The sequence below is a fragment of the Methylocystis sp. genome (genome assembly GCF_051062815.1).
GTDB lineage: Bacteria > Pseudomonadota > Alphaproteobacteria > Rhizobiales > Beijerinckiaceae > Methylocystis.
In genome coordinates this window covers 1-25,398 of sequence record NZ_JBPFDU010000007.1, presented here as the reverse complement: position 1 = coordinate 25,398, position 25,398 = coordinate 1, and the positions used below count along the sequence as shown (strand labels likewise).

Annotated in this window: 24 protein-coding genes; 14 read left to right on the top strand and 10 right to left on the bottom strand. The window is 59.2% G+C overall.

What is annotated here, in order from left to right:
• Positions 1-45 precede the first annotated feature (45 nt).
• The 4 genes from ACR65W_RS00880 to ACR65W_RS00865 all read left to right on the top strand — a co-directional run bounded on the left by ACR65W_RS00880 (position 46) and on the right by ACR65W_RS00865 (position 3,458).
• Complete coding sequence (locus tag ACR65W_RS00880) at positions 46-834, top strand: CHC2 zinc finger domain-containing protein (protein WP_434500530.1); 789 nt, start codon at positions 46-48, stop codon at positions 832-834.
• Positions 835-944: 110 nt separating this feature from the next.
• A complete protein-coding gene (locus tag ACR65W_RS00875) occupies positions 945-1,496 on the top strand; it encodes a hypothetical protein (RefSeq protein ID WP_434500529.1) in 552 nt (183 codons plus the stop codon).
• Between the two features lie 15 nt (positions 1,497-1,511).
• Positions 1,512-1,964, top strand: a complete 453-nt coding sequence (locus ACR65W_RS00870; protein WP_434500528.1) for a J domain-containing protein — start codon at positions 1,512-1,514, stop codon at positions 1,962-1,964.
• Positions 1,965-2,111: 147 nt separating this feature from the next.
• Positions 2,112-3,458 carry a cytochrome P450 gene (locus ACR65W_RS00865; protein WP_434500527.1) on the top strand — a complete coding sequence of 449 codons (1,347 nt, stop codon included), beginning with the start codon at positions 2,112-2,114 and terminating at the stop codon, positions 3,456-3,458.
• Positions 3,459-3,590: 132 nt separating this feature from the next.
• On the opposite strand, the gene ACR65W_RS00860 is transcribed toward ACR65W_RS00865, so the two are convergent.
• Positions 3,591-5,885: a P-loop ATPase, Sll1717 family gene (locus tag ACR65W_RS00860; protein ID WP_434500546.1), complete on the bottom strand. Its 2,295-nt coding sequence runs from the start codon at positions 5,883-5,885 to the stop codon at positions 3,591-3,593.
• 153 nt (positions 5,886-6,038) lie between these two features.
• Here ACR65W_RS00860 and ACR65W_RS00855 point away from each other — a divergent pair, with 153 nt between their 5' ends.
• Together ACR65W_RS00855 and ACR65W_RS00850 are read left to right on the top strand one after the other, a co-directional pair.
• Positions 6,039-6,710, top strand: a complete 672-nt coding sequence (locus ACR65W_RS00855; RefSeq protein WP_434500526.1) for a hypothetical protein — start codon at positions 6,039-6,041, stop codon at positions 6,708-6,710.
• 69 nt (positions 6,711-6,779) lie between these two features.
• Positions 6,780-8,258, top strand: coding sequence for a hypothetical protein (locus ACR65W_RS00850; RefSeq protein WP_434500525.1), 1,479 nt, complete (start codon positions 6,780-6,782; stop codon positions 8,256-8,258).
• A 60-nt stretch (positions 8,259-8,318) separates the two neighbouring features.
• On the opposite strand, the gene ACR65W_RS00845 is transcribed toward ACR65W_RS00850, so the two are convergent.
• The 3 genes from ACR65W_RS00845 to ACR65W_RS00835 are packed head-to-tail and all read right to left on the bottom strand — an operon-like array spanning position 8,319 to position 11,119.
• Entirely contained in the window at positions 8,319-9,347 is a 1,029-nt protein-coding gene (locus tag ACR65W_RS00845; protein ID WP_434500524.1) for a CBASS cGAMP-activated phospholipase, read from the bottom strand.
• Positions 9,322-9,831: a hypothetical protein gene (locus ACR65W_RS00840; protein WP_434500523.1), complete on the bottom strand. Its 510-nt coding sequence runs from the start codon at positions 9,829-9,831 to the stop codon at positions 9,322-9,324. The genes ACR65W_RS00845 and ACR65W_RS00840 overlap by 26 nt, the downstream gene beginning before the upstream one ends.
• Positions 9,821-11,119 carry a nucleotidyltransferase domain-containing protein gene (locus ACR65W_RS00835; protein ID WP_434500522.1) on the bottom strand — a complete coding sequence of 433 codons (1,299 nt, stop codon included), beginning with the start codon at positions 11,117-11,119 and terminating at the stop codon, positions 9,821-9,823. Before ACR65W_RS00835 ends, ACR65W_RS00840 begins: the two co-directional genes overlap by 11 nt.
• 138 nt (positions 11,120-11,257) lie before the next feature.
• Between ACR65W_RS00835 and ACR65W_RS00830 the strand changes: the two genes are divergently transcribed.
• The 3 genes from ACR65W_RS00830 to ACR65W_RS00820 all read left to right on the top strand — a co-directional run bounded on the left by ACR65W_RS00830 (position 11,258) and on the right by ACR65W_RS00820 (position 13,245).
• A complete protein-coding gene (locus tag ACR65W_RS00830) occupies positions 11,258-11,617 on the top strand; it encodes a helix-turn-helix domain-containing protein (RefSeq protein ID WP_434500521.1) in 360 nt (119 codons plus the stop codon).
• On the top strand, positions 11,614-12,501 hold the full coding sequence (locus ACR65W_RS00825; RefSeq protein ID WP_434500520.1) for an ImmA/IrrE family metallo-endopeptidase: 888 nt from the start codon (positions 11,614-11,616) through the stop codon (positions 12,499-12,501). Before ACR65W_RS00830 ends, ACR65W_RS00825 begins: the two co-directional genes overlap by 4 nt.
• A gap of 351 nt (positions 12,502-12,852) precedes the next feature.
• On the top strand, positions 12,853-13,245 hold the full coding sequence (locus ACR65W_RS00820; RefSeq protein ID WP_434500519.1) for a hypothetical protein: 393 nt from the start codon (positions 12,853-12,855) through the stop codon (positions 13,243-13,245).
• A 132-nt stretch (positions 13,246-13,377) separates the two neighbouring features.
• Here ACR65W_RS00820 and ACR65W_RS00815 read toward each other — a convergent pair whose 3' ends face one another.
• The gene (locus ACR65W_RS00815) at positions 13,378-13,602 is read right to left on the bottom strand and encodes a type II toxin-antitoxin system HicA family toxin (protein ID WP_434500518.1); all 225 of its coding nucleotides are present in this window, start codon (positions 13,600-13,602) and stop codon (positions 13,378-13,380) included.
• Positions 13,603-13,606: 4 nt separating this feature from the next.
• Positions 13,607-13,855 carry a type II toxin-antitoxin system HicB family antitoxin gene (locus ACR65W_RS00810; protein WP_434500517.1) on the bottom strand — a complete coding sequence of 83 codons (249 nt, stop codon included), beginning with the start codon at positions 13,853-13,855 and terminating at the stop codon, positions 13,607-13,609.
• A 140-nt stretch (positions 13,856-13,995) separates the two neighbouring features.
• On the opposite strand from ACR65W_RS00810, the gene ACR65W_RS00805 reads away from it, so the two are divergent.
• Positions 13,996-14,199 carry a hypothetical protein gene (locus ACR65W_RS00805; RefSeq protein ID WP_434500516.1) on the top strand — a complete coding sequence of 68 codons (204 nt, stop codon included), beginning with the start codon at positions 13,996-13,998 and terminating at the stop codon, positions 14,197-14,199.
• A 441-nt stretch (positions 14,200-14,640) separates the two neighbouring features.
• Here ACR65W_RS00805 and ACR65W_RS00800 read toward each other — a convergent pair whose 3' ends face one another.
• A complete protein-coding gene (locus ACR65W_RS00800) occupies positions 14,641-15,843 on the bottom strand; it encodes an IS91 family transposase (protein ID WP_434500515.1) in 1,203 nt (400 codons plus the stop codon).
• 10 nt (positions 15,844-15,853) lie between these two features.
• Entirely contained in the window at positions 15,854-16,717 is an 864-nt protein-coding gene (locus ACR65W_RS00795; protein ID WP_434500514.1) for a tyrosine-type recombinase/integrase, read from the bottom strand.
• Positions 16,718-16,916: 199 nt separating this feature from the next.
• On the opposite strand from ACR65W_RS00795, the gene ACR65W_RS00790 reads away from it, so the two are divergent.
• Positions 16,917-17,153, top strand: a complete 237-nt coding sequence (locus tag ACR65W_RS00790; protein ID WP_434500513.1) for a hypothetical protein — start codon at positions 16,917-16,919, stop codon at positions 17,151-17,153.
• 186 nt (positions 17,154-17,339) lie between these two features.
• Here ACR65W_RS00790 and ACR65W_RS00785 read toward each other — a convergent pair whose 3' ends face one another.
• Entirely contained in the window at positions 17,340-17,768 is a 429-nt protein-coding gene (locus ACR65W_RS00785; RefSeq protein WP_434500512.1) for a VOC family protein, read from the bottom strand.
• A gap of 245 nt (positions 17,769-18,013) precedes the next feature.
• Between ACR65W_RS00785 and ACR65W_RS00780 the strand changes: the two genes are divergently transcribed.
• Both ACR65W_RS00780 and ACR65W_RS00775 read left to right on the top strand, forming a co-directional pair.
• Positions 18,014-18,367 carry a hypothetical protein gene (locus tag ACR65W_RS00780; RefSeq protein ID WP_434500511.1) on the top strand — a complete coding sequence of 118 codons (354 nt, stop codon included), beginning with the start codon at positions 18,014-18,016 and terminating at the stop codon, positions 18,365-18,367.
• A 216-nt stretch (positions 18,368-18,583) separates the two neighbouring features.
• The gene (locus tag ACR65W_RS00775; protein WP_434500509.1) at positions 18,584-23,050 is read left to right on the top strand and encodes a beta strand repeat-containing protein; all 4,467 of its coding nucleotides are present in this window, start codon (positions 18,584-18,586) and stop codon (positions 23,048-23,050) included.
• A gap of 63 nt (positions 23,051-23,113) precedes the next feature.
• Here ACR65W_RS00775 and ACR65W_RS00770 read toward each other — a convergent pair whose 3' ends face one another.
• Positions 23,114-23,860: a methyltransferase domain-containing protein gene (locus ACR65W_RS00770; protein WP_434500508.1), complete on the bottom strand. Its 747-nt coding sequence runs from the start codon at positions 23,858-23,860 to the stop codon at positions 23,114-23,116.
• A gap of 819 nt (positions 23,861-24,679) precedes the next feature.
• Between ACR65W_RS00770 and ACR65W_RS00765 the strand changes: the two genes are divergently transcribed.
• Entirely contained in the window at positions 24,680-25,222 is a 543-nt protein-coding gene (locus tag ACR65W_RS00765) for a type II secretion system protein (RefSeq protein ID WP_434500506.1), read from the top strand.
• Positions 25,223-25,398: the final 176 nt, after the last annotated feature.

The window sequence follows — 25,398 nt, the reverse complement described above, 5'->3', positions numbered from 1 at the left end:
GCATCTGCCATCTATACTAGCAGTAGAGCAGAAGAGGAGGGCGCAATGTCCACAGCAACACTATCCTTCGCAGAGATAAAAGACAAGGTTTCTATTGAGCGAGCGCTGCCATTGGTAGGCATTGCACTGAAAAGGCACGGCTCGCAACTTCGAGGCGTCTGCCCGATCTGCAAGGACGGCGGCGATAGAGCCTTCGTCGTCACGCCGGCCAAGGGCGTCTACTACTGCTTCGGCAAATGCCGGACGGGCGGTGACATGCTCACCTTGGTCTCGCGGATCAAGAATTGCTCTGTGCGTGAAGCGGCTGAATTCATCGCCGCGAGCGTGGGAATCTCCGGCAAACGTTCCGAAGCCGAAGCGACGGTTCCTCGGAACAGTTCCCCCCAGCCCCTCTCCGGTAAGGAAGGGCTGAAGCCCCTGGAGTATCTGCAACCGTCTCACGAGGCGGTGCAGGCTCTGGGGGTGACGGCGGAGACGTGCGAGCACTTCGGGGCAGGCTTCGCGCCGAAAGGCATCATGCGCAGCCGATTGGCGATTCCCGTCCACGACCGTGCCGGAACGCTGCTCGCCTACTGCGGCCGCGCGGTGAAGGACGAGACGCCGACGCTGATCTTTCCCAACGGCTTCCGGCCCGACACGGTGATCTTCAACGGCCACCGGATCGAGCAGGGTGACACGATATATGTCGCCCGCGACCCGCTCCAGGTGCTGCTGGCCTTCGAGCATGGCGTGACTAACGTCGTGTCATTCCTCGGAGATATCACTGTGGATGCACTCCACGTGCTGACCGTCCTGATGGACGAAAAGGACGTGCCGAGCATCGACCTCATATGAGCGCCTTCGGGCGCTCATTTCATATCAATTCGCATGTTGCCCGTGCCGCCCGGCGCCTTGACTCACCGCGGCTGCCGCGCTTCCCTTTCTCATCATGCCAGGGGGCATTCATGCGAATCATTGCCATCGCACTCGCGCTCATCCCGTCGATCGCGCTCGCCGACGACATCACGCCCGACAGTTTCATCAACCGATTCAAGGCCGATGCATTGAAGCTCACCGTGAACAGCGTGCTCGTGCAGAGCCAGACGCTGTACGTGCAGGGCACGCCGATGGGCGACCCGGAACCGCTCCCTGCTCGCCTCTCCTACACAATCGAAAATAATTCGGGCATTCCGCTTAGCATCGCAGTGAAGCGCACCGGTATTTCGATCGGCCCCTGCTCGGGGGTCGAGAGCGGCACAGGTATCGAGCTGTTCGACGATGCGCTCGCGATCCAGCTGCAGCGCAACAAGTCTTATCGCGATCGCGTGATGCGCTTCGTGCCTGACAAGGGGCGCGTCTCGGGCGCCATCACTCTCGAGAAGTGGGCGTGCAAGCCGGGCGACGTTGCCGGCATGTCGACCGTGCCGGTGACGATCACCGTCATGGTCGCGAACGAGAACAACTTTCTCGCCGTGCCGCTTCAGACCGACGCGCCACTCACCGTGCGCGGCAACTAACGCGCGTTCGGCAGTATGTCGAGCACCGACCCCTATGCAATTCTCGGCGTCCCGAGGTCGGCGACGATGGCCGAAATCAGATCCGCCTACCGCCGTCGCGCAAAGAAGCTGCATCCCGACAACAAACGGACCGGATCGCACGAGGCGTTCATTCAGCTGTCGGCGGCACTGGAATATGTAGAAGCTCGATTCAGCCAGGCGGAATCGCCGCGCGCGCGAGCTGCTGGCGGCGGGCGCCGATCGGCAGGTCCGTCCGGTCGTCGGCCTCCTCCCCCGCCGCGCGAGGAGACCTTCGACGAATTCATGGCGCGCACCCGCGGCGACCGCGAGCGCTTCGCCCAAGAACAAGAGGAATACTTCCGGCGCATGCATGCCCAGGCGCCATTCCAACTCTTGTGGTGGCGCCTGCGCGACGCCTTCCAGACCGCAGTGCGCGACTTGGCCAAGGCCTTTGGTGCGCAACAATGACCGACGGAGCGCCACGACCCATCCAGACGAACCGCGCCCCAGCACGACGAGCCACGACATGCCGCGACCGCGTGCCCCTTGTCGCGGCGTGTCGCGTCCGGCATTAAACGATTATTCTTGATCGCTCGATTGAAGGTTGTTTCTCATATGACTGTTCGTGACCCGCCCCTTAGCGCGCTTGCCCATATTCCGGGCACCGACGGTTGGCCGCTCATCGGCAACACGCTGCGATATCTCGCTGACCCAAAAGGCACGGCGGAGCGTTTCGCCAAACGATACGGCCCGGTACACCGCACCTATTCCTTCGGCGGGAGAACGGTTTCGCTGCTCGGCCCCGACGCCAATGAATTCGTCCTGCAGGATCACGAGAAGCTTTTCTCCTCGAAACACGGGTGGGAGCGCGTGTTCGCTCTGCTCTTCCCAGGCGGCCTGATAATGCGCGACTTCGATGAGCATCGCGTGCATCGCAAGGCGCTTGCCGTCGCATTCAAGCCCGAGCCGATGAGATCGTATCTGGAGAGCCTCAACCGAGGCATCGGCTCGGCGGTTGCCGCTTGGATGAACGCGCCGCCCAATTTCCGCTTGTACCCGGCAATCAAAAAGATGACTCTGGACCTCGCCGCCGTCTCCTTTCTCGGCGACGAATGCGGCCCTGACCTGGACGCGATCAAGCAAGCCTATGTCGACATGATCGCGGCCTGCGTCGGCGTGGTGCGCCGACCCATTCCGGGCACGCAGATGCGCCGAGGCGTTAAGGCGCGCGAGTTCATGATCAGGTATTTGGGCAGCCAGGTCGCCGCCCGCCGCGCTAACGATGGACATGATCTCTTCACCCATCTCTGCAAGACGACCACCGACGACGGAGCGCTTCTGACGCCGCAGGAAGTGTTAGACCACATGAGTTTCCTGATGATGGCGGCGCACGATACGCTCGCCTCGTCCCTTACCTCGTTCGTCTATTTTCTCTCGGTCAATCCCGACTGGCAGGAGAAACTGCGGGAGGAGGTTTGTGCGCTCGACCTCGCTGAAGGCGAGCCGTTGCCCTACGAACGTCTCGATGATCTTCCACTGACCGAAATGGCATTCAACGAGTCGTTGCGACTCATCCCGCCCGCGCCGTCGATTCTTCGCCGCGCCGTACGCGACACAGAGTTCGGGGGATTCCGCATCCCTCAAGGAGCGCATATTGCCGTCAACGCTCTCTATACGCATCACATGCCGGACGTATGGCCGGAGCCGGAGAGGTTCGATCCGTTACGCTTTACTAACGAGGCGATCGCAGCGCGGCACAAATTTGCGTTCATCGCATTCGGCGGCGGCGCCCGTATGTGCCTTGGTTCGCGGTTCGCCTACATGCAGGCCAAATGTTTCGCGTACCACCTGCTATCGGCCGAAGCTGTCTCCGCCCCTCCCAACTACAAACCAGGCTGGAAGTATTGGCCGATCCCACTGCCACGCGACGGGCTGCGGGTAAAGTTGGCACCGCTGCAGTAACGCCCACGGGCGGCGCATTCACCATGGATAGCGACGGTGTGTTTCTCAACGCACTCACTTCCTTGGTAAGGGAGATGTCGAGAGTTCAAGCTAGCCGCCTTTTGGAGGTGCCGCCATGCAAAAGAGCAATCCTCAATCTTTGGTCAAACCTTTCAAAAAGGCGGGATTTACGGCGTACATCAAATCGCCTCCCGCCCCAGTCCTTTCGGCTTCCAATCGCCTGAAATCGTAAGCACGGTCATATATGAATATCGGTTTATCAAATTGTGTAGCTACGCCGAGAAACCCATACCAGAGGAGAAGATCGATCATCTCCGGCTTGCCAATGTCTACAGTGTTGCGATCGAGAATCGCATCGACCTGCGCCGGTGGCATTATCGCGGGTACACCAATAAATGAATAAAGTATGTCTTCCGGCGAACCTGTAACGTCCCTCATCTCGTAACCGAAATCCGATACGAGGTAGAGTGACATCTGGCGCATACCTTCATCGACATCTGCTTCGTTAACAAAGCTGTGTCCGCGATTCACAGCGAATGACAACGTTCGCTCACACAGATCGATCAGGAACCTTGGCCTCCGGAGCGACGCGGCAATCATGTCGTCAATTGCTTTTCCGCCAGAACTAAGAGTTGGGTTGATGGCCTCCCACCCCTGATCCCAATTTTTTTTGTCCAGATTGCTTTCTATCCGCTGGCGAAGCAGGTGTTCGAGCTGCTGCGGGTCTGACCAGTCTACTTTAATGACATTGTATTTGCCCCTGTCAGAGGTTTCCTCAACCAGACGTTCGTAGATATCGCTTCGTAAGAACACCAAATGCTTCATCGTCATTCGACGCCGCGATAGATCGCGTTGCATCTTATTCAAGACTTCAATCAGGTGCTTGATTGAGCCTACATCTTGCGCTTCGATCCGTCGCGGCGGCCAACCTTTATCAAGATCATCGATCAATACAGCGATAGCATCAAACATGTCATGAAATGAAAGAACCGCGTCGCGGAGCTTGGGGATCGGCTGCTCAAAAAGCAAGTTTGTGAGTTGGGTCTTCACATCCGCCGCACGGGTGATTCTTGATGTCGCTTCGATAACCGTTCGGACGGCCGTCTCCAACCTCGAAGTGAAGTCCCCAGCAACAATGCTCTCATCAAGCTCAAATTGCTCTTCAATGTTACGAATACGCTCTTGTAGTGAGAAATCATTCTTAGCGCGCGGTAAGACCATCTCGCGAAGCTTCAGCAGAATCTCGACATACATTATGTACTGCCAGAAGGCTGCAACTGTGTGGTCCAGAATTCCTGCATTTACAACGCTTAGCAATGCCTCTCGCATTTCGCTGAGGTTGTGGGATGCTGGCCGCAAATCCACAACACATCGTCGTTTCTCTCGTGTTAGATCATCCGCAACTTGAAAATAAATCGCCGATTTGCCAGACCCCTTTCGCCCGGTGATGACTGCACCTTCCGCCCGCAACGCTCGCGCATATTCGGCCGTCTGCACAAAATAATATTTCAATTGCTGGGTCTCATTTTCGGCGGCAGGTGAACCCAAATCAATCTGCGCCAGGAGACCCATTTCAATTTGGCGACTACGGGCCGAGGCCTGCTGATTCCTAATCAATGTCTGCCGACAGTACTCTTCGACATGCTTGATAGTCTCGCCACGAAAGGTGGAGTTGGTAATAAAATCTCGGTAGTCAACGGGTGCGGGCCCATTGTCATACTGAATAGCGAGTGGTTCAATTTCAAAACCGTGCGACAGTCCAATAATGAATGCTGCCCGAAGGTTGTGCTTGTGATGGTCAGCAATTTCCTCGCTCAAAATCGGCACGATGATGCCCGCGGATGCCGACACATCTGCAATCGCTTGGGCAGCAGTTAGGCGCGGGACTTCTGCGGGGTCAAAACTGCGCATATTTACATCTGAATTGACCACCGCATGCACGATGTGGTTTCTGAAATCAGTTTTGACGAGCGTATCCAATAAGAACAGCGGCTGCGTATAATCCCGTCGCCGTTGATAGTTATTACGCCACGATACATCCGACCAATCATCGAGCTTTTCAGTAAGTTCATGGGAATTGTTGTAGGACGCCCAGCCAATCGTGTCGAAGAGCCCTACCTCCTGCAATCTGTGCATTGCCTTCTCAACCGCAGTGTTGATAGTGGGTATCACGGGCTTCCCTAGAGCGGCGGCATAGCCCATTTCGTAATATACATTGAAATTGGGATACGTTACGTCCGCCACTAAGACATTTGCTGACGCAATCTCTTCCCTGATCAAGTCGTCCAGTTTGAGGCCGACGATCTTCACTTTTTCCCACGCACGCAGGAGCAGGCTCCTTTTATTGGAGCGCTCGACCGCATCGTTGATGGCTTCTGAGATTATCGGACGTCCAGCAGGATAGGCGATAAACGCCGTAGCTTGCATCAACTCGTTCTCCATTTTCCAACAGGCGAATGCTAAGCAAATTGAGCAAATGTAAACAACATCATTTCAAGCGATTATTCATGGAACGAACCCCAATTTCAAGTCTGTGGACAACCCCGAGAGGTGTGCGAGGGGTCGGGGTATCATTCCCCCATGGAAGACCAGCCGCGACATGTCGCGACAACCCCCGACACGGACTTCACCCTCACCATCGACGAGGCCCTGGAACGATACGCCCGCGCCGGGCTCCCCCGGACGCCCCGCAGCGTACAGCGTTACGCCGCCAAGGGCCACATTGACGCTCGGCTGATCGAAACGCCGTTCGGCGAGAAGTACCTCATCACGCCGGCGTCGATCGACAAACACATCGCCTACGTTCAGGAAATCAACGAGGCGACAAGTCGCGACATGTCGCGACAGGTCGGCATCGATAATTCGAGCTTTTCGAGCCACGACAAGCCACGACATGTGGCAGCGACAGGCGACGACAAGTCGCGACATGTCGCGACAAGCGGCGACATGCACGATGAAAACCTAGGAAATGACGAGCGACAAGGTGCGACAGCAGCCGCGACAGGCGACGACAAGGTGCGACAGGTCGCGACAACCGACGCCGACACGCGCTATGTCGCCCGCCTCGAAAGCGAGGTCGACTTTTTACGCGGACAGGTCTCAACCAAGGACGCGCAAATCAAGGAACTAACCGAGCGCAGCCGAGAGACCAACGTGCTCATCGGCGGGTTGCAACGGATGCTGGCACCGTTGCTCGGATCGCCAGACCCGCACCAGGCGTCGCAGCAGTTCCCCCAGCAACATCAGCAGTAAGAGTTCTCCACAGTGTCGCGGCCTGTCGCGACAGGGAACGACGGCTGTCGCAAGCTATACTTTGAGGATATGCGCGCAACCGACAGCAAGGAGGAGCTGCAGACCCCGACCGAGGAAAAACTCTTCATGGAGAGCACCCTACTGCGCGTCGCCGGCGCGCTCTTCTGCCATGACCAGCGCGCGGCCGCCAAGCGCACCGACGAGATACAGCTGCGCCGAGGAGAGACCGAGCGGCACATCACCATCCGCCCCGATCCATCGCTCGGGCAGCCCGGCCCCTTGGCGCACAAAATTTTCATCGCACTCCTCAAGAAGCATTCCGACTACGGCCGCCCCATCCGCAACGAAATCTCCTTCACCCGGCGGGAGATCGGCCGGCTCATCGGCCGTAAGGAATGGGGGGGCCGCGACAGCGAGCAGCTCGCCCGCGCGCTGCATGAGATTCATTACACCTTCGTCCGCACTCATTTCAAAAAGGAGAACGGCCGGCATATCGAGCACTCCTTCAACATCTTCCCGGAGATTCTCATCGAGCGTCGCGAGTTCGCCAGCGACCCGATCGAAGCCTGCACCATCACCCTGGCCGAACCGATCGTTCGGTCGCTTGGGGAGGATCATTTCACCTGCCTCAACTTCACCCTGATGCAGGAGCTGGGCACCATCGGCCAGGCGCTCTACATGCGCGCCTTCTTCCACTTCGCCAATCTCTATGACGGCCGCAATCGGTCGAAGCTTGAGTTCCAAAAACGCTACGACGACATGTGCCTCGAATGGCTCGGGGGGCTGGCGACGGCGAAGCACGCGTCGAAGATCCAGGAGCGACTGGGGCCGCATCTGGAGCAGCTCGTCGCCACCCGATTCCTTTCTTCCTTCCGCATCAGCAAAGCCAAGGGGAACGAGGCCGGTTTCGTCATCGCCTTCTGCCCTGGGGCGGGCTTCTTCCGCGACTATGATCGCTTCTACCGCAACCGGTCACAGGGCGAATTGCAATGGGACTTCGCCAACGACCAGCGCAGAGTCGCAGAGCCGTTGCGCGTCGCCTACCTCTTCGTCGAGAAGCGCACCGGCCGCAAGGTCGAGTCGCAGGCCTATGTCAGTTCAAAGGAGGTCGAGACCGCCAAGAGCCTTCTTGCCCAGATCGGCTTCGAGGAAATGCCCGCCTTCTTCGACTATGCGCTCGCCGAGGCGAAGCGCACCAAATTCGACGTGCAGACCCTCGGGGGCGTGCGCCAGTACCTTGCTCCCTACCTCTCGGGTAAGGCTGCGCGGGGTGCCGCGAAGAAATCCGAAGCGAAAGTGAGACAAGAACGGGAGGCGGAGGATGAGCGCGCCGCGTACGAGGTCTACCGGCGCGCGCAGGCGCGACGCATCTTCAAGACCCTCTCACGCGCGGAGCGCAACGCGATCGAGAAGGCCGCGACCACGCAATCGGCGTCGTTCGCCGGGTCGCTTCGCAAGATCATGTTCGAGCGCAAGCGCGACCAAATCACCGCGCAGCGCCACACATCCAAGATCAAGACACTCGCCCAATGGCGCGCCGCTCACTAGCTCCCGGGGAATAGCTTTGCTTTTTCCATCCCCAGCAAAGTATGCGTACCCGCTTTGACGTTAGCGGTCGTAGTGCCGCTCGCGCGGCGCAACCACACCATCGAAGAACCGTTCAATCTCGGCACGCTTACTTTCAAATTGTTCGGCAGCAAGATCCGGCAAGCGAGCGAATGCCGTATCATAGTCGTCCAACTCGATTGCCGAATCTGCTTCGGATGGTTCAATTCGCAGGCATCGGTCAGGCCCGAGCAGCAACTTCGCCTGAGCCGTTGCATTGTCGGTGGTTAGGAACATTGCTGCTTTGATCGCCTCCCGCCACGCGATCAGTCCCCGGAACACATCTGGCTTGCGTAATGTGAAAGGCGCGTTGCCGGTGCCAATGCTGAAGACGCTGACCTGGTCGAAATCGATGTCGTAGTCCGTCACGGCATCGACGAGCCCGACCATTATCGGGTTGTTGGCCCATACGCCGCCGTCGATGAAAATTTGTCCGCTCTCTTCGTGCTCAAGTCCCTTGAGATAAGTCGGTGCCGCCGATGTCGCCCGCGCAACCTGCCACATTGGGGTCGCGTAATCGTTGCTGAAATCCTCGTGATGATCGGTCTTAAAGACTGCGATTTCGGTCTTCGGCATCATGAAGGCTGGGATGACCAATCGGGTCATGGACTCGCCGAGAAGATGGTCGACGAACCGGCGCTTAAGAGCCTCTTCCAATTCAGTGTGAACCAGTTTTGGTCCATTAAGGGATCGTATGAAGCTTTGTAACCGACCGACAAAGCCGTCCGGCAACGGCGGAAATATCTTCCGGCCATCATCGCGATAGAAGCCGACGATCTCGGCGGTTGGAATGCCGAGTCCTAGACCGAGAGCGATGATGCCGCCAGTCGACGTGCCGGCGATCATGTCGAAATATCGTGCGAGCGGCGCGCCGCGGCAAAAACTCTCCTCACAGCGCCGCAGGATCTCTGCAGTGTAAATACCCCTGATCCCGCCCCCGTCGAGTGACAGAATCTTAAACGGTTTCCCCGCCGGCCAGGACTGACGCGCGCGCCGGGTGACCAGACTATTCGCTCGACGGTTTGTGAACATACGCTTTAGTGTCCCGGATAATCCGTGCATCGGCGTCGTGCATCCGTGCCACGCTCTCATAGCCGACGCTGGGCGCGAGCCATTCACTGGTCAGGTGCCAGAGTTCATAATAGGCGAGCCATTCAGCCGCCCAGACGATTGTGGTCTCCGCGATCAGGCGAGCGGCCGACCACTCGCCGCCCTCCGGGTCAAACAGACACAGGCCAGAGCGGGTCGGATCATTGGAGTCGAAGATTAAGTGTGGAATTTCTTCAAAGGTTCCTCCCGGACGAGGCCGCAGCTGAGGATCGACGACCATCACATATGGGAGCGACATCGCGCCGGGCTTCCAGAAGAGGCAAACCTCATAGAACTGCGCCTTGGGGCGCAGTGGGCCACGCCACAAGAGTGTGCCGTCGCCCAGCTTCTTCCCCTGAAAGTCCGGCCAAAGAGAAACCATCGCCTTGAGCTGGGCATCGGGCGAACGCGTCCCGCTATTCTTCATCCTTTTCGCCTTTAACCTCGCCAAGGATGAAGGGGTGGAAATTGTGACGCGGCACCTCACGCATCTGCTCGGACGCGACGGCGACGGCCGGAGCGTAGATGCCGCCGGTGCGCGGTTCGGAAAGCACAGGTGCAGCACGACCACGCCGGTCGTAACGCTCTTTCAGGATCGCGCGTTGCTCCTTGCCGACACGCTCACCGAACAGCTCGTCGATAGTGTTGGCGATGTCGGTGAGCGACGCCTTCTCCATAAATTCCAGGCGTGCTCCAAGATGCTCCAGCGCTTCGGCCAGTTCCTTCGTATCGGCGAGCCCGGCTGCATTAGGGCGCGGCCAGCGGTCATTGATGCGGTCAGGAGGATAGGAGGGGTTGTTCTCTTCTGGGCGCGTGCCGTTCGCAAGATGCTGGCGCAAAATCTTCGCCGTGCTCTCGGCTAGCACATAGAGCTGGACGGTAAGGCCGAGCGGTTCATAGCCGGCGCTTCCGGCCCGCTTAGTCAGGTAGATCGAGGGTGGTCGTGGCAGTGTCGAGTTCTCGTAATGCAAATTCAAATAGCGCTTGAGAAGCTTGAGAGCGACTGCCTCCTGCGCGTCGATAAGGTTCGGGATCGCCGGCGGCAGCTCCTGCTGGTCGGCTTTGGCGACAACAAGCCGCTCCTCCTCATCCAAATAGCGCAGGCGGTTCTGTGAGACTGTGCTGCGGTGACGCCGCAGCGTCTCGGTGAACAGTTCCTGACCAGCCCGGACCTGCTTGCGGAACCAGTCAGTGAAGCCCCATGGGTTCGACGGTACCCGCGACGCCAGCCCAGTATCCGGCGAATGAAAAATCTCGCCGGCGCGGGCGACGGCCAGACGTTGCCGCCGATCTAGGATTGTCACGTCCATGTGCATGAACGGAAATTGAAGCTGCACGCAGCGTGTGCAACGCACGATTTTGGTAACGCCCGGAAATCCTTGGAGGGAGTCTTCCAGAAGGTCGAGCGCGCGGCTGTTGTCCCAATCTGGGGGCACGTCGATCTCGACGATGGCGTCAACATCGAACCGGTCGTCGTCTGTGCCGCTAATGATTGTGGTGCTCGTCGCGACCGATCCCTGCGCATAAATCAGGCTGACCCCATCGACGAGGTACTGCGCGAGAGGACTCCCACGACGCTCAAGGTGCGTCTTGAGCCGGCGGTAGCGGCTTTCGGCGACTTTGCGGTCGTGCGGGCTGAGTTCGATCAGCGTCGCTACGTCGAGAAGCACCTCGTCGAGAGCGGCGGCTTTATGAAAAGGGTTCGGTATCGACATGGTTGTGGTTCCGTTTAAGGCCGGCCCCCTTAGGGATGCTGCCGGATTCAGTTGTCGCTGTCGGATTCGACATAAGCTATATGTCTATTAGCATAGCTCGGCGTTACGAATCGTCAACAATAAAATGTCGGAGTAGACATGACGGAAGAGACATCATCGGCGGTTATTTTTCGGGAGAGGCTCAAGAAAGCCCGCGAACTGCGAGCCTGGAACCAAGCCGAGCTCGGGCGAAAGGCCGGCATGCCGGCCAGTTCGGTTGCCCATTTCGAGACGGGAACCCGCAAGCCATCTTTTGAATCGCTGCGTCGGCTGGCCAATGCCTTGGAGATCACGACGGACTATCTTCTAGGGCGGGTCGACAGCCCTGAGCTCGCCCAAGCAGGCGACCCGTTGTTCAGGGATATCGGCAAACTATCGGGCAACGATCGGGAGATCGCCAAAGGCTTCTTGGAGATGCTGGCAAAACGCAGCGCCGAGAAAAAGGAGAAGGGCCCGTGAGTCGCTCATTTCGTCTCAAGATGGCCCGGCAGACGGCGGAGGTGTTCTTGAAGCGCGAGGGTATTGACACCCTCCCGGTCGATCCGTTCGCCATCGCGGAAAAGCTCGACATCATGGTCGAGGGCAAGCCCGAGGACACGGAAGGTGTCTCAGGCATGTTGCTGCGCCACGGCAACGATTTCGGAATCATCTATGCGACCCACATCCCCAGCAAAGGCTTCCAGCGTTTCAGCGTCAGCCACGAACTAGGTCATTTCGTGCTTCCGGGTCATCCCGAACAAGTCATCCAGAACGGCGTCCATATCTCCCGCGCTGGATTCACGACGAATGATCCTTATGAGCTCGAAGCCGACCACTTCGCAGCGGGCCTACTGATGCCGGAGATGCCTTTCAGAAAGGAGATGAAGCACCACGGCCCTGGCCTCAACGCCATCGACAATCTCGCGCAGCGCTGCGAGACATCACGCACTGCGACTGCCATCCGCTTCGCCGAACTCACCAGCGCTGCCGTCGCGGTCGTTGTCAGCACGGGCGGCGTGATCGATTATTGCTTCCTGTCCGAGGCCATGAAGACGCTGCCGCACCTCCAGTATTTGCGCAAGGGTACGAAACTGCCCGCCGGGACCGCCACCGCTCGGCTTGCCGCCGACACTGCGTGGACCGTGGCAGGCGAGCGAGCTTCCGACATTGTCGATGTGCGCGACTGGCTCGGTGGCGGTACGAAGGCTGAAGTTTCGGAGGAGTCTGTCGGTCTTGGGCGATACGGCAAGGTGCTTACGGTTCTAGCGTCGTCCTCAATAGGCCAGGATGATGAACTGGATGAACTGGACGAGGAGGATTACGAAAGTGTCGTCGAACGCTGGACGCCGCGATTCCGACGATAGGCAGATTCCAGCCGCCGTCACGGGTGTGGGTTCTGACGGAAATAGCCGTGGGTTCTCACGGAAGCAGGTGTGGGTTCTGACGGAAGGGGGCGTGGGTTCTGACGGAAAAAATGTGGCCCCGCGACCGGCGTTTCGTCGCTCAAATCCTAGCTCGTTTCACTCCGCCGCCATTCGCTTAGTATGTATCTAATATCTTCAACAACGCAGCGCGAGATCGTCCGGGCTAGCGGACAGCGCACGCAGTCCGATAGTCCTCGGATATCGCGCAGTGTGGTTTCCTAAGAAGAAGGGAATCGCCGCCAACCGGGTATGCACAGGAAAAAAGATTCCGGTTCGGGCCATCTCGTTCTCGTGGCGAGCATCAACGAAGCACGCAAGTTAGTCGCGCATTTCTGTCTCGCCAATCAATTCACGCAGCAGATTCTCGAGAAGGTGCGCGCCGTCCTGGGCAATACCGGTTCACTCATCGTGTTCTACATCACCTCGGCCGACGCGACATTGCTTGCGCCCGAGTTCGATAAGATGCCTCCGTCGGAGCTGACCGAGCAACACCCCTTCACGGCCTGGATTCGCCGCGGCAATTTAGGGCACGCAAAGATCACGGCACTTCCGCGCCTCTTTGCCCCGCGCGGGCGCCGCGCAAGGTCGTCGAACAAACCCGCCGAAATTCAGCCGGCCGAGACGCACCGTCGAGAGGGGACGGGAATAGTGATAATCTATCGCTCGCGCGAGCGGGCCAGATAAATTCACCGATGCGCGTGAGAGCCCATCCTGTTCATGCAAGGAAACGCAGCTGCTCTTTCCAATATTCTCCACTGCTTGCAAGGCAGGGCAGGCCGAAGCCGTTGTTTGACTAAAATGCCACGCGAACGGACGCTACGAGTTGTAGAAATGAGGTTGCAGTTCAGTCGCCGGTACATATCGCGACGCCTGATTGAAAATCCCTTTGACAGTTCCCTTGGCGAGCGTGTCGTGCAGGGGAATGACAAGCGTTTGAGTCATGCCCGCTATGTGCCGCCGCATCTTGACGTGTGCTCCCTTTTGGCTGTGCATGACGAACCCGTACCGTTCGAGAATGGCAATCACGTCTTCACCTGACAAGATCTTAGGCTTTCCCCCCATATTCGATGGCGGGAAGTTCAAGGGGCAGCTCGAAGCTCGTCAGAATTGTCGGGGAAGGGGAGAGCCCGAACGTCGAGAGGTCTTCACCCTCGAATAAGAGCATCAATGCCTCGCGAATGTTCTCTTCCAGTTCCTGGAACGTCGCGCCTTGCGTCACAACGGGCACATTCACGCCCTCGGCGGTATAGGCACCGTCGTCACGAGAGATATTGAACTGGATGATCCGGTTCATGCCGCCAGTGTACCATGGCGAGAGATCTTCTGCATGAATACCGGCCGCCGGCCTTGCTTGCTCAAGTGCCGTGCTACAATGCCACCATGGACGACAACACGAGGGACATTCTCGAATCGCTCGTTTTCATCAAGGAGCGCATGGCGACCAAGGACGATCTGGCAGAGGTCGAGACGCGGATCGGTGCGCGCATTGATAAGATCGACGACCGATTGGCCGCCTTTGAGAGCAAGATCGGCGGCATCCACTCACGCATCGACGAAGAGACGGCACAGCGCAAGAATCTCGAAAGCCGCGTGCGTTCGGTCGTTTCGAATCTTCCGCCGGCTCCCGAGCGTGTATAGAGAAAAATCTTTCGGAAAATTTCTGCGGCGTTCAAATTGGCAGGGAATGGCTCAACAGAGCCATGTTGCTAACGTCGCACATTAAAGAGGTTTCTGCGACGCCATTGCGCGAGCAGATGAGCACGAGCAGCGTCTGAGGGGAGGCGTTGCAGAAACTCTGTTGCACGAAACCGCGAGTCGCTATGCGCCGCTATGGGGATTTGAGCGCGGCGATCGGGCGTTCTGGGACGCTGCGCAGGCGGATTACATAGTCCGAGGGCAATGCCACTCTGGCGTGATGACTGATCGACAAGCTTTCGAATGTTTGCGAGCCGCTGTTTGACCTGGCCACCGCGAGCGTGAGTGGGGAACCACGACGATGTGGCCGCGCTTTGGGGTTCCCGCTTTTTCGAAGCGAGACAGGCTCGACGACGGCGACAAGTGACCGGCCAACACTCGCGTTCATGACGTGTCGAGCCTCCATAACGGACGCGGGCGCGAATGCGATCCGTCGAAACTTTCGATGCGGATCATCCGGCCTCCGCAGCAGGGACAGGGCGGCGGTTCTGGAGAAGCGACGACACCATCGTCGTTTGCCGCGATCGTCTCGGCTTTGCGATCGGTCGCGGACGCATCAAGCAATCTTCGGCATAACGCCAGCTTCTCGGCGCGATGGCCGTTGGCGAAGAGACCGTAATGACGGATGCGGTTGAAACCGTCCGGCAGGACGTGGAGCAGAAAGCGGCGAATGAACTCGCCGGCTGCGAGCCTCATGACCTTGTTCTTGGCGCGCCCAGTCGCGCGGTAATCCTTCCAGCGGAACACGACATGCTCGTCGGTCTGTTCGACGAGCCGGCTGTTGGCGATGGCGACCCGATGGGTATAACGCGCGAGATAGGCCAAGACCTGTTTCGGCCCGGCGAAGGGGCGCTTGGCGTAGACGACCCACTCCTTCGCCCGCAGCGGCGCGAGCCGGGCGATGAAAGCATCGCGCTCGGAGAGCGCGACGAGATCGTTGAAGAACTTCAGCGCTCCGGCGTCGAACAGCGCGGCGAGGCCGTCGAGAAAGAGCCTGCGGAACAGCCGCGACAGCACGCGCACCGGGAGGAAAAAGCCGGGCCGGCAGGATATCCAGCGCTCGCCGTCAAGCGAGACGCCGCCGCCTGGCACGATGCAATGGACATGGGGATGGTGGTCAAGATTCTGTCCCCATGTGTGCAGGACGGCGGTGATGCCGATGTCGGCTCCGAGATGTTTACGATCGGCGGCGATCGTCATGAGCGTCTGCGCCGCCGCCTTGAACAGCAGCCCATAGACTGCCGCCTTGTTCTGATAGGCGATGGCGCCGATCTCGGCCGGCAGTGTGAACACCACGTGGAAATAGGGGACAGGCAGCAGCTCGGCCTCCCGCGCCGCCAGCCACCGCTGCGCCGCCTGCCACTGGCACTTCGGACAATGCCGGTTGCGGCAGGAATTGTAGGCGACGCGCGTATAGGCGCAGTCGGCGCAGCGCTCGACATGGCCGCCGAGCGCCGCCGTGCGGCACAGTTCAATTGCGCTCATGACGCGCCGCTGGCCAGGGCTCAAATGCGCCCCATTGGCCGCGCGCCAGCAAGCGCCGTGGCGGCGGAAGATATCCGCCACCTCGAACTTCGGCTTCTGCATCGCCGGCGTTTCAGGCCGGCGGCGTCAGTTCAACGTTGAGGCGTTCGAGCGGGCTTTGAATCTCTCGGATCGTCGCGAGAGCCACGCGCGTGTAGCGCGTCGTCGTATTTATGTTGCGATGGCCGAGCAAGTCCTGAATGAGGCGTATATCGACGCGCTGCTCCAGGAGATGCGTAGCGAAGCTGTGCCGCAACGTATGCACGGTGACCGATTTATCGAGCCCGGCGGCCTCGGCCGCCTCGCGGCAGGCCCGCTGCAAGCTTCTCGCTGTGAGAGGTTGTAACGGATTGGGGCCGGGAAAGAGCCAATGCGACGGCCGGCTTCGCCGCCAATAGTCGCGCAATATGGCGAGCAATTGCTCGGAGAGCATCACATAGCGATCCTTGTCACCCTTGCCATGGCGAACATTGATGACCATGCGCGCGCTGTCGATATCCTTCGCGGTGAGAGCGACAAGCTCCGAGACGCGCAATCCTGCGGCGTAAATCGTGATAAAGGCCGTGCGCATCTTCAGGTTTGGCGTAGCCCTCAGCAGTCGCTCGACCTCTTCGCGCGACAGAACGGCCGGCAAGGCGTCCGCCCGTCGCGCGTAAGGAATTTGATCAGTGATATCCTTTCGGCCGAGCGTCGTCCCGTAAAAGAACCGCAGCGCGCCCATGATCGGGTTGATCGTGTTGGGATTGAGATTGCGCGAAATCAGATGCAGCCGGTAGTCGCGCACGTCTTCTATGCCGAGCGTGTCCGGCGAGCGACCGTGAAAGGCGCTGAATCTCGCGACGGCCGAAACGTAGATCGATTGCGTGGTCAGCGCCATGTTGCGCATCTTCATGTCGTCGATCATGCGCTGGCGCAGCGGCGAAACTTTCTTTGACATGATGGAACTCCTGTCGACTGGACTGCACGAATGCACAATCCTGACAGGAGCCGGCTTCGCCGCCGAACCCGCATGTCGGCCGAAGCAACCCTCATAGGGCGCGAAAGTAATCTTGTGCGACGTATGAAAAAGGGCTCAACTGAGCCGTTTTCAGACAATTTGAACTATTTCCCGTTCCAAAAAAGGAGGCATCTCCCCCATGTCGCACGCGATCATGCGAGGTTCGAACAACCGACGATATGAAGTTGATTTCGGCGACGCGCCGATCCGCGTCGAAGTTTATGCCGGCGACGATACAGTCGAGATTTTCGTTGAGGCGGATTGCGAAACCCATGCCGAAGAGCGACGTCGGTTCGTGTTACTCAATATTCCGCGTCACCTGTTCAGCGAGGCAGTGGGTCGCAACGCCAAACGTCACCGTTCGAAGGGGCGTTGAGCAGCTTTCAAGGCTTGTGACTTCGTTCGCGCAATCTTGCGGAGGACTTCCTACCGCGAGAGCGGTTTAGTGCATTATCTGATTCACGACACATCAGCTGGGCCCGTGCTACGCGAGACATGTCAGTTCTCCAAATCAAGGCGAATTAACCTCTGAAGTGCAGCATTATTGTTCGGCAAAGGATGTTTAAAGCCACTGAGCAAGTTCGACTGTCACGTCTTCGGGGCCGCACAAAAAGACGAGCTTCCGGTTGTGAAATTCCATGATTCTATTACGGAGCCTGACACCAGCAGCCGTCAGTCTCCGAACCTCGGCCTCGATATCTTCAACGGCGAAGCAGATGTGATTGAAGCCAAGCTTGTTGAGATGCGCGCTGTCGGCGTCAACTATCGCGCTGGGGTGACGATAGTGCAGCAGTTGCACCTCGGCGTGGGGGTTCTCGATTGCAAGCGTGATGTGGTCGGCCTCGATATCTTTGACGCCCATATAATCCTCCATGGCCTTGCCTGAAATTATGGAGGACTGGATTTCTTCAAAGCCCAGCAAAGCGAAGAAGCTCTTCGCCGCTTCGATGTCGCGCACGACGACTGTGATATGATCGAAAGTCTTCACCATGCCGTCTCTCTCCGGGAGTTATGCCTTAGACTCATAATCGGAGACGTCCTTCAAAGGTTCCCTACCGCGAGAGCGGTTTAGTGCAATATCTGATTTGCGTACTGTCGTGAGGTGCAACGTCTCGCTATTGATGAGCTACAATCTCCAAGTAGCTCACAGCTAACGCTGTGCACCGATGAGTCTTCTCTCCCGTCCCCCTTCGGCTGCCGACAACTCGGAAGCCGAACGACAGACAGGAGACACCAATGGCTCTTTCACAACCGACCGGCATCGCTCGCCATCTCGAAATTCCGCCGCTGCCGAGCATAGAGGTTCGAAATGTCCTCGCTCGCATCCACGACGATCAGATTGAAGTATTGCTCGGCGAGCAGCGTCTGTTTGCCGACGGCCTGATATATGTTCTCATCGGTGCACTGATCGCCAAGCAGCCCGACGGCGAGCACGGCATGATGTCTTCCGACAGCGATAATCTCTTCTACACGCCGTCCTCGGTCGTGAATGCGTATCTGGACGACACCGGCTGGCAGATAGTCAAACTTCGCCGCGAACTCGGCGGCCTCCCGCGGTTTCCTGGCACCCGCGTCTTTACCCTCGCCTAGCGCTGTAGCCGGACTCCACAAAACCCCCGACGCGCGTCGGGGGTTCCTTGTGTTCATCGCAATCCCCTTTCCGCAGCAACAAGACGAGCAACAGCACGCACCACGAAACGAAAGCAACAACCTGTCAACTTGGGCCGACCGCCCCCTTCAAAGTCGCATTCCGTATCCACACCCGCAAACGCCAGATTTCGAGCCACGATTGTATAATTCCGCTATATGCATGCCGTCGCCGCGTTTTTCACGAGCATCATAACGTTCGTGAGCGGCTTGTTCGCGCCGCCTCTCGCTTCCAACTTCCCTCCTGATATTCGAGCAACCCAGCCGGCCGCCGCCGCTGCGGCGCCAACGGAAGTCGTCGGTGATCCTTTCAACGATCCTGTCGCGGATTTGGCCGTCGTATCGACTTCCGCCATGCCCACCGCGCTCGCGTTCTCTCCCCCACCAGCGCAGACCATCATCAATCAGCCCGTTGTCGAGCGCATCATTGAGCGGATCGTCCCACAGGACGGCGCTATATCGGCGCAGACACTCACCGCCATCCTCACGGACTTCGGCCAATCGATCGAGAATCGCCTTGCGGCGCTCAACCCACCCGAGGCAGACATACCCCAGCAAGTCGCCGCCGCGGGCAATTCGTCGAGCTACTACTTCGCGCCCGCGTCTCAGCGTATCGACCAGCTTTCCAACACGACAATCAACAATCCAACCATCTCTGGCGGCTCGATTTCTGGCACGTCGATAACCGGCACGATCACGAACGCGATCGACACCGCACTCGCGACGATAGGCGATCTCACGTCAAATAGCGTCACAGCCACAAATGCTGTGTACACGAACGCCACCACCACCAATCTCTCCGTGACCAATCTTGCCGCGACAGCGACCTCAACGCTCTCCGGTCTCAAGCTCGCGGCAACGGACTGTTCAGTGCTTGGCAACGGCGGCAAGCTCACGACCGACGCATTCGGCAACGTCACCTGCGCGGCCGACCAGAGCGGCGCGGGCGGCTCAGTTGGCGGGCTAAATACACAGGTGCAGTTCAACGATGGCGGAGTGTTTGGCGGCAATGCCGGCTTTACCTATGACAAGACCGCACAGCGAGTTGCCGTAACGTATGCTTCCACAACTGGCGTCACCGCGAGTTACGCGTCATCCACGCAGGGCTTCTTCGGCACGCTGTCAGCCGGCTCGCTCTCACTTACCACCCCCCTTTCGGCCAGCAACGGAGGAACCGGCATCGGCAATCCTGCCTCTGCGGGTATTCTCGTCGGTTCATACGGCGGCGGGTCTTGGCAGCAGCTCGCCACGTCATCGCTCGGACTTCTCACCAGCGATATCGCCGAAGGCTCCAATCTCTATTTCACGAACACCCGCTTCGACGCGCGCCTCGCCGCGACCACTACCCTTCCCATGCTTACGACGCTCGCCAATCTCGCCTCGATCGGGACGATCACGAACGGCATCTGGAACGGCACGACCATTGGCACGCCGTATGGCGGCACCGGTTCGACAACGTTGTCGGGCATTCTCAAAGGCAACGGCGCTAGCGCCGTGCAAACTGCCCTTCCAGGAACCGACTACGAACTCCCGCTCTCCTTCAACGCACCCCTCTCGCGGCTCGGCAACACTGTCTCGCTCTCCACCGCCGGCGATTGGAACGGCACGCTCGGCGGTTTCTCCGCCGCGCAGCTCATTGCCGCCGGATTCTCCACCACTTCGGCCGACGCGTGGAAGTCCGCGCGATCCTTCTTCGCCACGTCATCGAGCGACTACTGGCTCTCCACCAAGACGACTGACAATCTCGCGCAGGGCTCGTCCAACAAATACTACGCCACCTCGCTCTTCGCCGCCGACCTCGCGGCGACCACGACGAGTGCGCTGGCCGAAGGCTCCAATCTCTATTTCACGAACAACCGCGTCGCGGGCGTGATCGCAGGCACCACCACCGATGCGCTGACCGAAGGCTCGACCCGACTCTATTTCACCAACGCCCGCGCCGATGCGCGCATCAACGCCACCTCGACGATCGGCACGCTCACCAGCGCCCCCAACCTCGCGACCATATCCACCTCGCTCACCGGCTTCCTGAAGGCGACCGCCGGCGCGCTTTCGACCGCCGCCATCAACCTCGCCAGCGACATCACCGGCATCCTCCCTGTCGCAAATGGCGGCACCGGCTGGGCCTCGTTCGCCGCCGGCGCCATCCCCTACGGCAACGGATCATCTGCGCTGGCGACAACCTCCGCCGGCACAGCCGGCCAGGTGCTCGCCTTTCTCAACGGCGTCCCCACCTGGACGGCGACGACGACGTTCTCCGCTCCCCTCTCGTATGTAAACGGCGCCGTCTCGCTCGCGCAAGCCGATGGCAGCACGAGCGGCTATCTCGCAGCCGCCGACTGGACCCTCTTCAACAACAAGGTCGCGAGCACGTCGCTCTCCGCCGCCTTCCCGCTGGCATACAACAGCGCGACCGGCGTCTTCTCCACTGCATTCTCGACCACGACCAACAACACCTGGAGCGGCCTGAACGCCTTCGCCAACAGCTCGTCCACCCTGGCCACCCTTGGCAACGCATGGATCACGGGCGTCACCGCCTCGCGCCTCCTCGCGCTCGACGAGAACGGGAAGTTAAGCGCGACCACCACCATCGGCTGGAACCTTCTCAAGGGCCCCGCCTCATCCATCTTCGCCTTCGACGCCTCCGGCAACCCGACAGCGACGACTACGATCGGCACCAACTACATCACCGGCACCCTCGGCACGATCAATAACACCGCCTTCAGTCGCGGCGACAGCATCACGATCTCCGCCGCCTCATCATCACTCCTCACCGACAACAACACCTTCTCTGGCAGTAACATCTTCTCTCAGCCGCTCTCACTTTCCTCGACCTCCGGCACCACCACCATCGCAAGCGGCCAGGGCTTCACTATTGGCGCCAGTCAATTCGTCTTGCAGCAGGGAAGTGGCAACGTCGGCATCGGGACGACTTCCCCACAATACCCGCTTACCGTTGTCGGAAAGTTATCTCTCAACGAGGGCACCTTGCGCGGCTTCACACTTTCGACTCGCGACGCGCTGGCCGGATCGCTCCCCGTCCCCTCTTTCCGTCCGACCGATGCAAATACGACTCTTGCACTCGACCTCATGCCGAACGGTTCGCCGGCTGAATTCGGCACGAACGGATACGCGTGGCTGGATGTGTGCGACACCGACATTTTGGTTGGTAATCCCGCTGTAACCTGCGGACGCATAGGCGCGCGATCGGGGGCGATTGAAATGGGCAGCCGCTCTTTCAATGGAGCAAGTGCAAAGCCGCTTTGGCTCACAGTAGATGGAACCAACGCGCTAACTATCGCCACCTCTACCAACGTCGGCATCGCGACAACGACGCCGCAGTACCCGCTTTCTGTCGACGGCGATGTCTTGGTCGGCGATTTCATCCGCTTCAAGGCGAACCCGACCGTCAACCTTTTCGGCATATTCCCGGCGACAGGCCAGATGGAAATCAACCAGGACGTGACCTCTGCTGAAAACAACTGGTTCTTCCACCGTTTCGGCGGAGCTTCAAACAAAGTCTACCTAGGCGACGACGGCACTAATTCATGGATCGCCGGTGGTCACAAGCTCTACCTGAAGGCAAACATGGGCTCTACACCGCTCACATCCGCCACTCCGGATGTGACCATTGATTCCGGCAACGTCGGCATTGGCACTACCACCCCCACGGCGCAACTCTCAACCACAGGTGCCGTGCGTTTCGCCGGCCTCGGGTCGGGCGGCGCAAACCTCGTCACTGACGCCCTTGGCAACGTCACGGCATCGTCCGACGAACGGCTCAAGGACAAGCAAGGCGACTTCACCCGCGGCCTCACCGCGATCAACGCGATCTCTCCCGTGCTGTACAAGTGGCGACCCGAGACGGGCTTCGACACGCAGGCAACCTACGCGGGCTTCTTTGCGCAGAACGTGCAGGCCGCAATTCCCGAAGCTGTCTCACCCGACTCCCGCGGCTACCTCACGCTCGCCGACCGCCCCATCCTCGCCGCGCTCGTCAACGCCACAAAAGAAATCGCCGCGATCACCGGCGCATTCAAAGACTCACTCATCGCCTGGCTCGGGGACGCAACGAACGGTATCGGGCGCATCCGCGCCCATGAGCTATGCGCAGACGACATCTGCGTGACACGCGACGAGCTTGCCGCCTTGCTTGCGAGCGCCACCGTTGCGAAGTCGAACGACAGTCGTGCCGCAAGCGCGAGCGCGCTGCAAGCACCTGTCATCGAACTCAACGGCAATGCATCGAGCACGATCGAAGTGGACTCCACCTACAACGATCTGGGCGCGCGCATCGTCGCTCCTGAGAGCGACCTCAATCTTGGACTGACCATCATCCTCGACGGCGCGACCACGACCCAGGTCTCGATCGACACGAGCGTACCCGGCACGCACGCGATTCTTTACACCGTCACATCGCCCACTACCGGGTTGACCGGCAGCATCATGCGCACCGTCACCGTCTCCCCCACCGACTTAGGCATGCCCGCTTCCCAGCAAACCGAATCCGAGCCGCCATCCGACGAGCCGCAGCCGGCCAACGACAACCCCTTCAACGCCCCAGCACCAGCAAACGACAACGCGGCTCCCGCAACCACGACCCCCGCAATCCCCAACGCCGCCTAGGCATCCGGACGCAGCTCCGCCTGTTTTTCAGCATCGAAGACACACGGGCGTGTCTTCTGTGCTCTATGCAGTGCGCTGGAGCACGTAAAACACGTATCCGTAACAGTCGGCATACTTCCTGTACAGGTCTATCTCTCGCTGCGTCTGTTCGACCCGCCCGATGGCCGCCGGGTTTCCTGCATACTTTTCACGCAGCGGAGGCAGCTTCTGTTCAAGCGGCGTATAGTAATCGTCCCACCACGCAGATTCAGGTAAGGTGAAATGGCCGACCTCTCGAAAACCAGCTTCGGTTGCGATCTTCAAGTTATCGTCGATCGACAGCAGTCCTTTCGGGTATGCTTCGTTCCAGAATGCTCGCGGCTCTTCCGGTATCTGGGATCGCAGCCATGAGATGTGCGTCACTGCGATGTATCCGCCGCGTTTCAGGTATTTGCCCCAGGCCTGCAGTCCCTCTTTAAATCCGATGATATAGATGGCGCCTTCGGACCAGATAAGATCGAAGCTCGAATCCTCGAACGGCATGTCGAACATCGACGCCTGAACTGCATGGATCCTTTCGCTCAAACCGGCGTCTGACGCGCGCTGCGCAAGCTCTGCAAGGAAGCCGGCATCGGTGTCCACTGCAGTGACCGTTCCTCGGCACATCTTCGCGATCTCTAGTGTCTGCATCCCTGGTCCGCTGCCGACGTCGAGGATAGCCGCGTCGTCGGGTAGGTCTTTGAGCATCAAAAAAGCTTGCCGTGTCGAAACAGTATTGCCCGGGCCTTCACGTGGTATGCCGCCGTGAATTTCTGCACCGATGCCGTCCATATTTGTAACTATAGCACCAATTTAAGATACAGTCCCGCGCGCCCAGCTCGACAGGCGCTAGCCTTCCAACCCACCCCCCCAAACACGGCTAAGCAGAGCCGCCCTGTTGAGCGCCAGCGCCGCCTCCCAGGGTATCAACGTCGTGCCCTCGTCGCCTCACGAAGATGACACGCCCCCAACCAACGAATCTGATACATCGCCGCAAGCCCCCATCCTCGCCCTCAACGGCAACACCTCCAGCACGATCGACCTCGGCACACCTACAACGACCTCGGCGCGCGCATCGTCGCTCCTGAGAGCGACCTCAATCTTCGACTGACCATCATCCTCGACGACGCGACCACGACCCAGGTCTCGATCGACACGAGCACCCCCGGCGAACACACCATCCTTTACACCGTCACCTCACCCACCACCGGCCTCATCGGCAGCGCCCTGCGCACGGTAATCATCTCCCCTGCCGAACAACCGGCAGAGCCCCTGCGAACGACAATCCATTTAACGCAACGCCCGTCAACGACAACGCCTCTTTAAGAGCTGAAGCCATAGGCCTATGACTAACATCCGCTACGACATCGGAGTCGACGAATTCCGACAAGCCGTGGAGTCTCGCCGCCCAACTCGCCCCGATATCATCGCTTTTCTTGTCGCCGAAGGCCTCGTTCGTGACCGCAGGGCCGGACAGCACGCGATCTTCGCTTTTGTCGGGATGATTGCGACTGGTATCATGTGGGTATGGTTCGATTCCGGACATCCGTCCTACCCCCCATCGCAGGCCCAGATCGACGCGGCGTTCAGGGCGCCGGCCGCAGCCGGCATATGAGCACCACGGCGCGATCCGAACGCGCTCTCCGGCACCGAGCTTTCACACTCATCGAACTCCTGGTCGTTGTGGCGATCATCGGATTGCTCGCATCGATCGTGACCACCTCACTCGGGGGCGCGCGTCGGAAAGCGAAAGACGCCCGCCGCATGGCCGATCTCAAGCAGATTCATATGGCGCTTGAGATGTACAATACCGATCATGGCTCGTATCCCAATCCAGGCTGGGCGTGGCGCAGCCAATGCAATGCGTGGGGCGCGCAGAGCGCCTCGGATGTGATACCGGGGCTCGTGCCGCAATATCTGCCTTCTTTCCCTTCCGATCCAGACATGAATGTGTCGGGTAACACATGCTGCTATCTGTATCTATCGAACGGCACCGACTTCAAATTGCTCGACCACAATTGCCCGACGCTCAACTACCAGAGTGTGCAGACTCTGATCGACCCGACACGCGATAGCGGGAGCAATGCATGCCTGGTCGATGGCGCTGGCTTCTGGTCATTGGCTGTTTTCACATCGGGCGGATGCGGCTGGTAGCTGGACACATCCTTACTTACCATGACCGAACTACAGATTGAACCGCCCCGGGTTTGCCGGAGGCTGTTTCGTTTGAGTCACGCCGCCAATGCGGGCTTCGCGATTTGCGCATAATAGCGCGCTTCGGCTTCGGCTGGCGGAATGTTTCCGATCGGCTCCAGCAGCCTCTTGTTGTT

Excerpts from the sequence above, each read along its gene's own strand:
- ACR65W_RS00790 (WP_434500513.1), top strand. The coding sequence starts at position 16,917 with ATGTCGCACGCGATCATGCGAGGTTCGAACAACCGACGATATGAAGTT.
- ACR65W_RS00800 (WP_434500515.1), bottom strand. The coding sequence starts at position 15,843 with ATGCAGAAGCCGAAGTTCGAGGTGGCGGATATCTTCCGCCGCCACGGC.
- ACR65W_RS00850 (WP_434500525.1), top strand. The coding sequence starts at position 6,780 with ATGCGCGCAACCGACAGCAAGGAGGAGCTGCAGACCCCGACCGAGGAA.
- ACR65W_RS00875 (WP_434500529.1), top strand. The coding sequence starts at position 945 with ATGCGAATCATTGCCATCGCACTCGCGCTCATCCCGTCGATCGCGCTC.
- ACR65W_RS00795 (WP_434500514.1), bottom strand. The coding sequence starts at position 16,717 with ATGTCAAAGAAAGTTTCGCCGCTGCGCCAGCGCATGATCGACGACATG.
- ACR65W_RS00810 (WP_434500517.1), bottom strand. The coding sequence starts at position 13,855 with ATGAACCGGATCATCCAGTTCAATATCTCTCGTGACGACGGTGCCTAT.
- ACR65W_RS00855 (WP_434500526.1), top strand. The coding sequence starts at position 6,039 with ATGGAAGACCAGCCGCGACATGTCGCGACAACCCCCGACACGGACTTC.
- ACR65W_RS00860 (WP_434500546.1), bottom strand. The coding sequence starts at position 5,885 with ATGCAAGCTACGGCGTTTATCGCCTATCCTGCTGGACGTCCGATAATC.
- ACR65W_RS00785 (WP_434500512.1), bottom strand. The coding sequence starts at position 17,768 with ATGGTGAAGACTTTCGATCATATCACAGTCGTCGTGCGCGACATCGAA.
- ACR65W_RS00880 (WP_434500530.1), top strand. The coding sequence starts at position 46 with ATGTCCACAGCAACACTATCCTTCGCAGAGATAAAAGACAAGGTTTCT.
- ACR65W_RS00840 (WP_434500523.1), bottom strand. The coding sequence starts at position 9,831 with ATGAAGAATAGCGGGACGCGTTCGCCCGATGCCCAGCTCAAGGCGATG.
- ACR65W_RS00865 (WP_434500527.1), top strand. The coding sequence starts at position 2,112 with ATGACTGTTCGTGACCCGCCCCTTAGCGCGCTTGCCCATATTCCGGGC.
- ACR65W_RS00870 (WP_434500528.1), top strand. The coding sequence starts at position 1,512 with ATGTCGAGCACCGACCCCTATGCAATTCTCGGCGTCCCGAGGTCGGCG.
- ACR65W_RS00845 (WP_434500524.1), bottom strand. The coding sequence starts at position 9,347 with ATGTTCACAAACCGTCGAGCGAATAGTCTGGTCACCCGGCGCGCGCGT.
- ACR65W_RS00775 (WP_434500509.1), top strand. The coding sequence starts at position 18,584 with ATGCATGCCGTCGCCGCGTTTTTCACGAGCATCATAACGTTCGTGAGC.
- ACR65W_RS00835 (WP_434500522.1), bottom strand. The coding sequence starts at position 11,119 with ATGTCGATACCGAACCCTTTTCATAAAGCCGCCGCTCTCGACGAGGTG.
- ACR65W_RS00805 (WP_434500516.1), top strand. The coding sequence starts at position 13,996 with ATGGCGACCAAGGACGATCTGGCAGAGGTCGAGACGCGGATCGGTGCG.
- ACR65W_RS00780 (WP_434500511.1), top strand. The coding sequence starts at position 18,014 with ATGGCTCTTTCACAACCGACCGGCATCGCTCGCCATCTCGAAATTCCG.
- ACR65W_RS00830 (WP_434500521.1), top strand. The coding sequence starts at position 11,258 with ATGACGGAAGAGACATCATCGGCGGTTATTTTTCGGGAGAGGCTCAAG.
- ACR65W_RS00770 (WP_434500508.1), bottom strand. The coding sequence starts at position 23,860 with ATGGACGGCATCGGTGCAGAAATTCACGGCGGCATACCACGTGAAGGC.
- ACR65W_RS00765 (WP_434500506.1), top strand. The coding sequence starts at position 24,680 with ATGAGCACCACGGCGCGATCCGAACGCGCTCTCCGGCACCGAGCTTTC.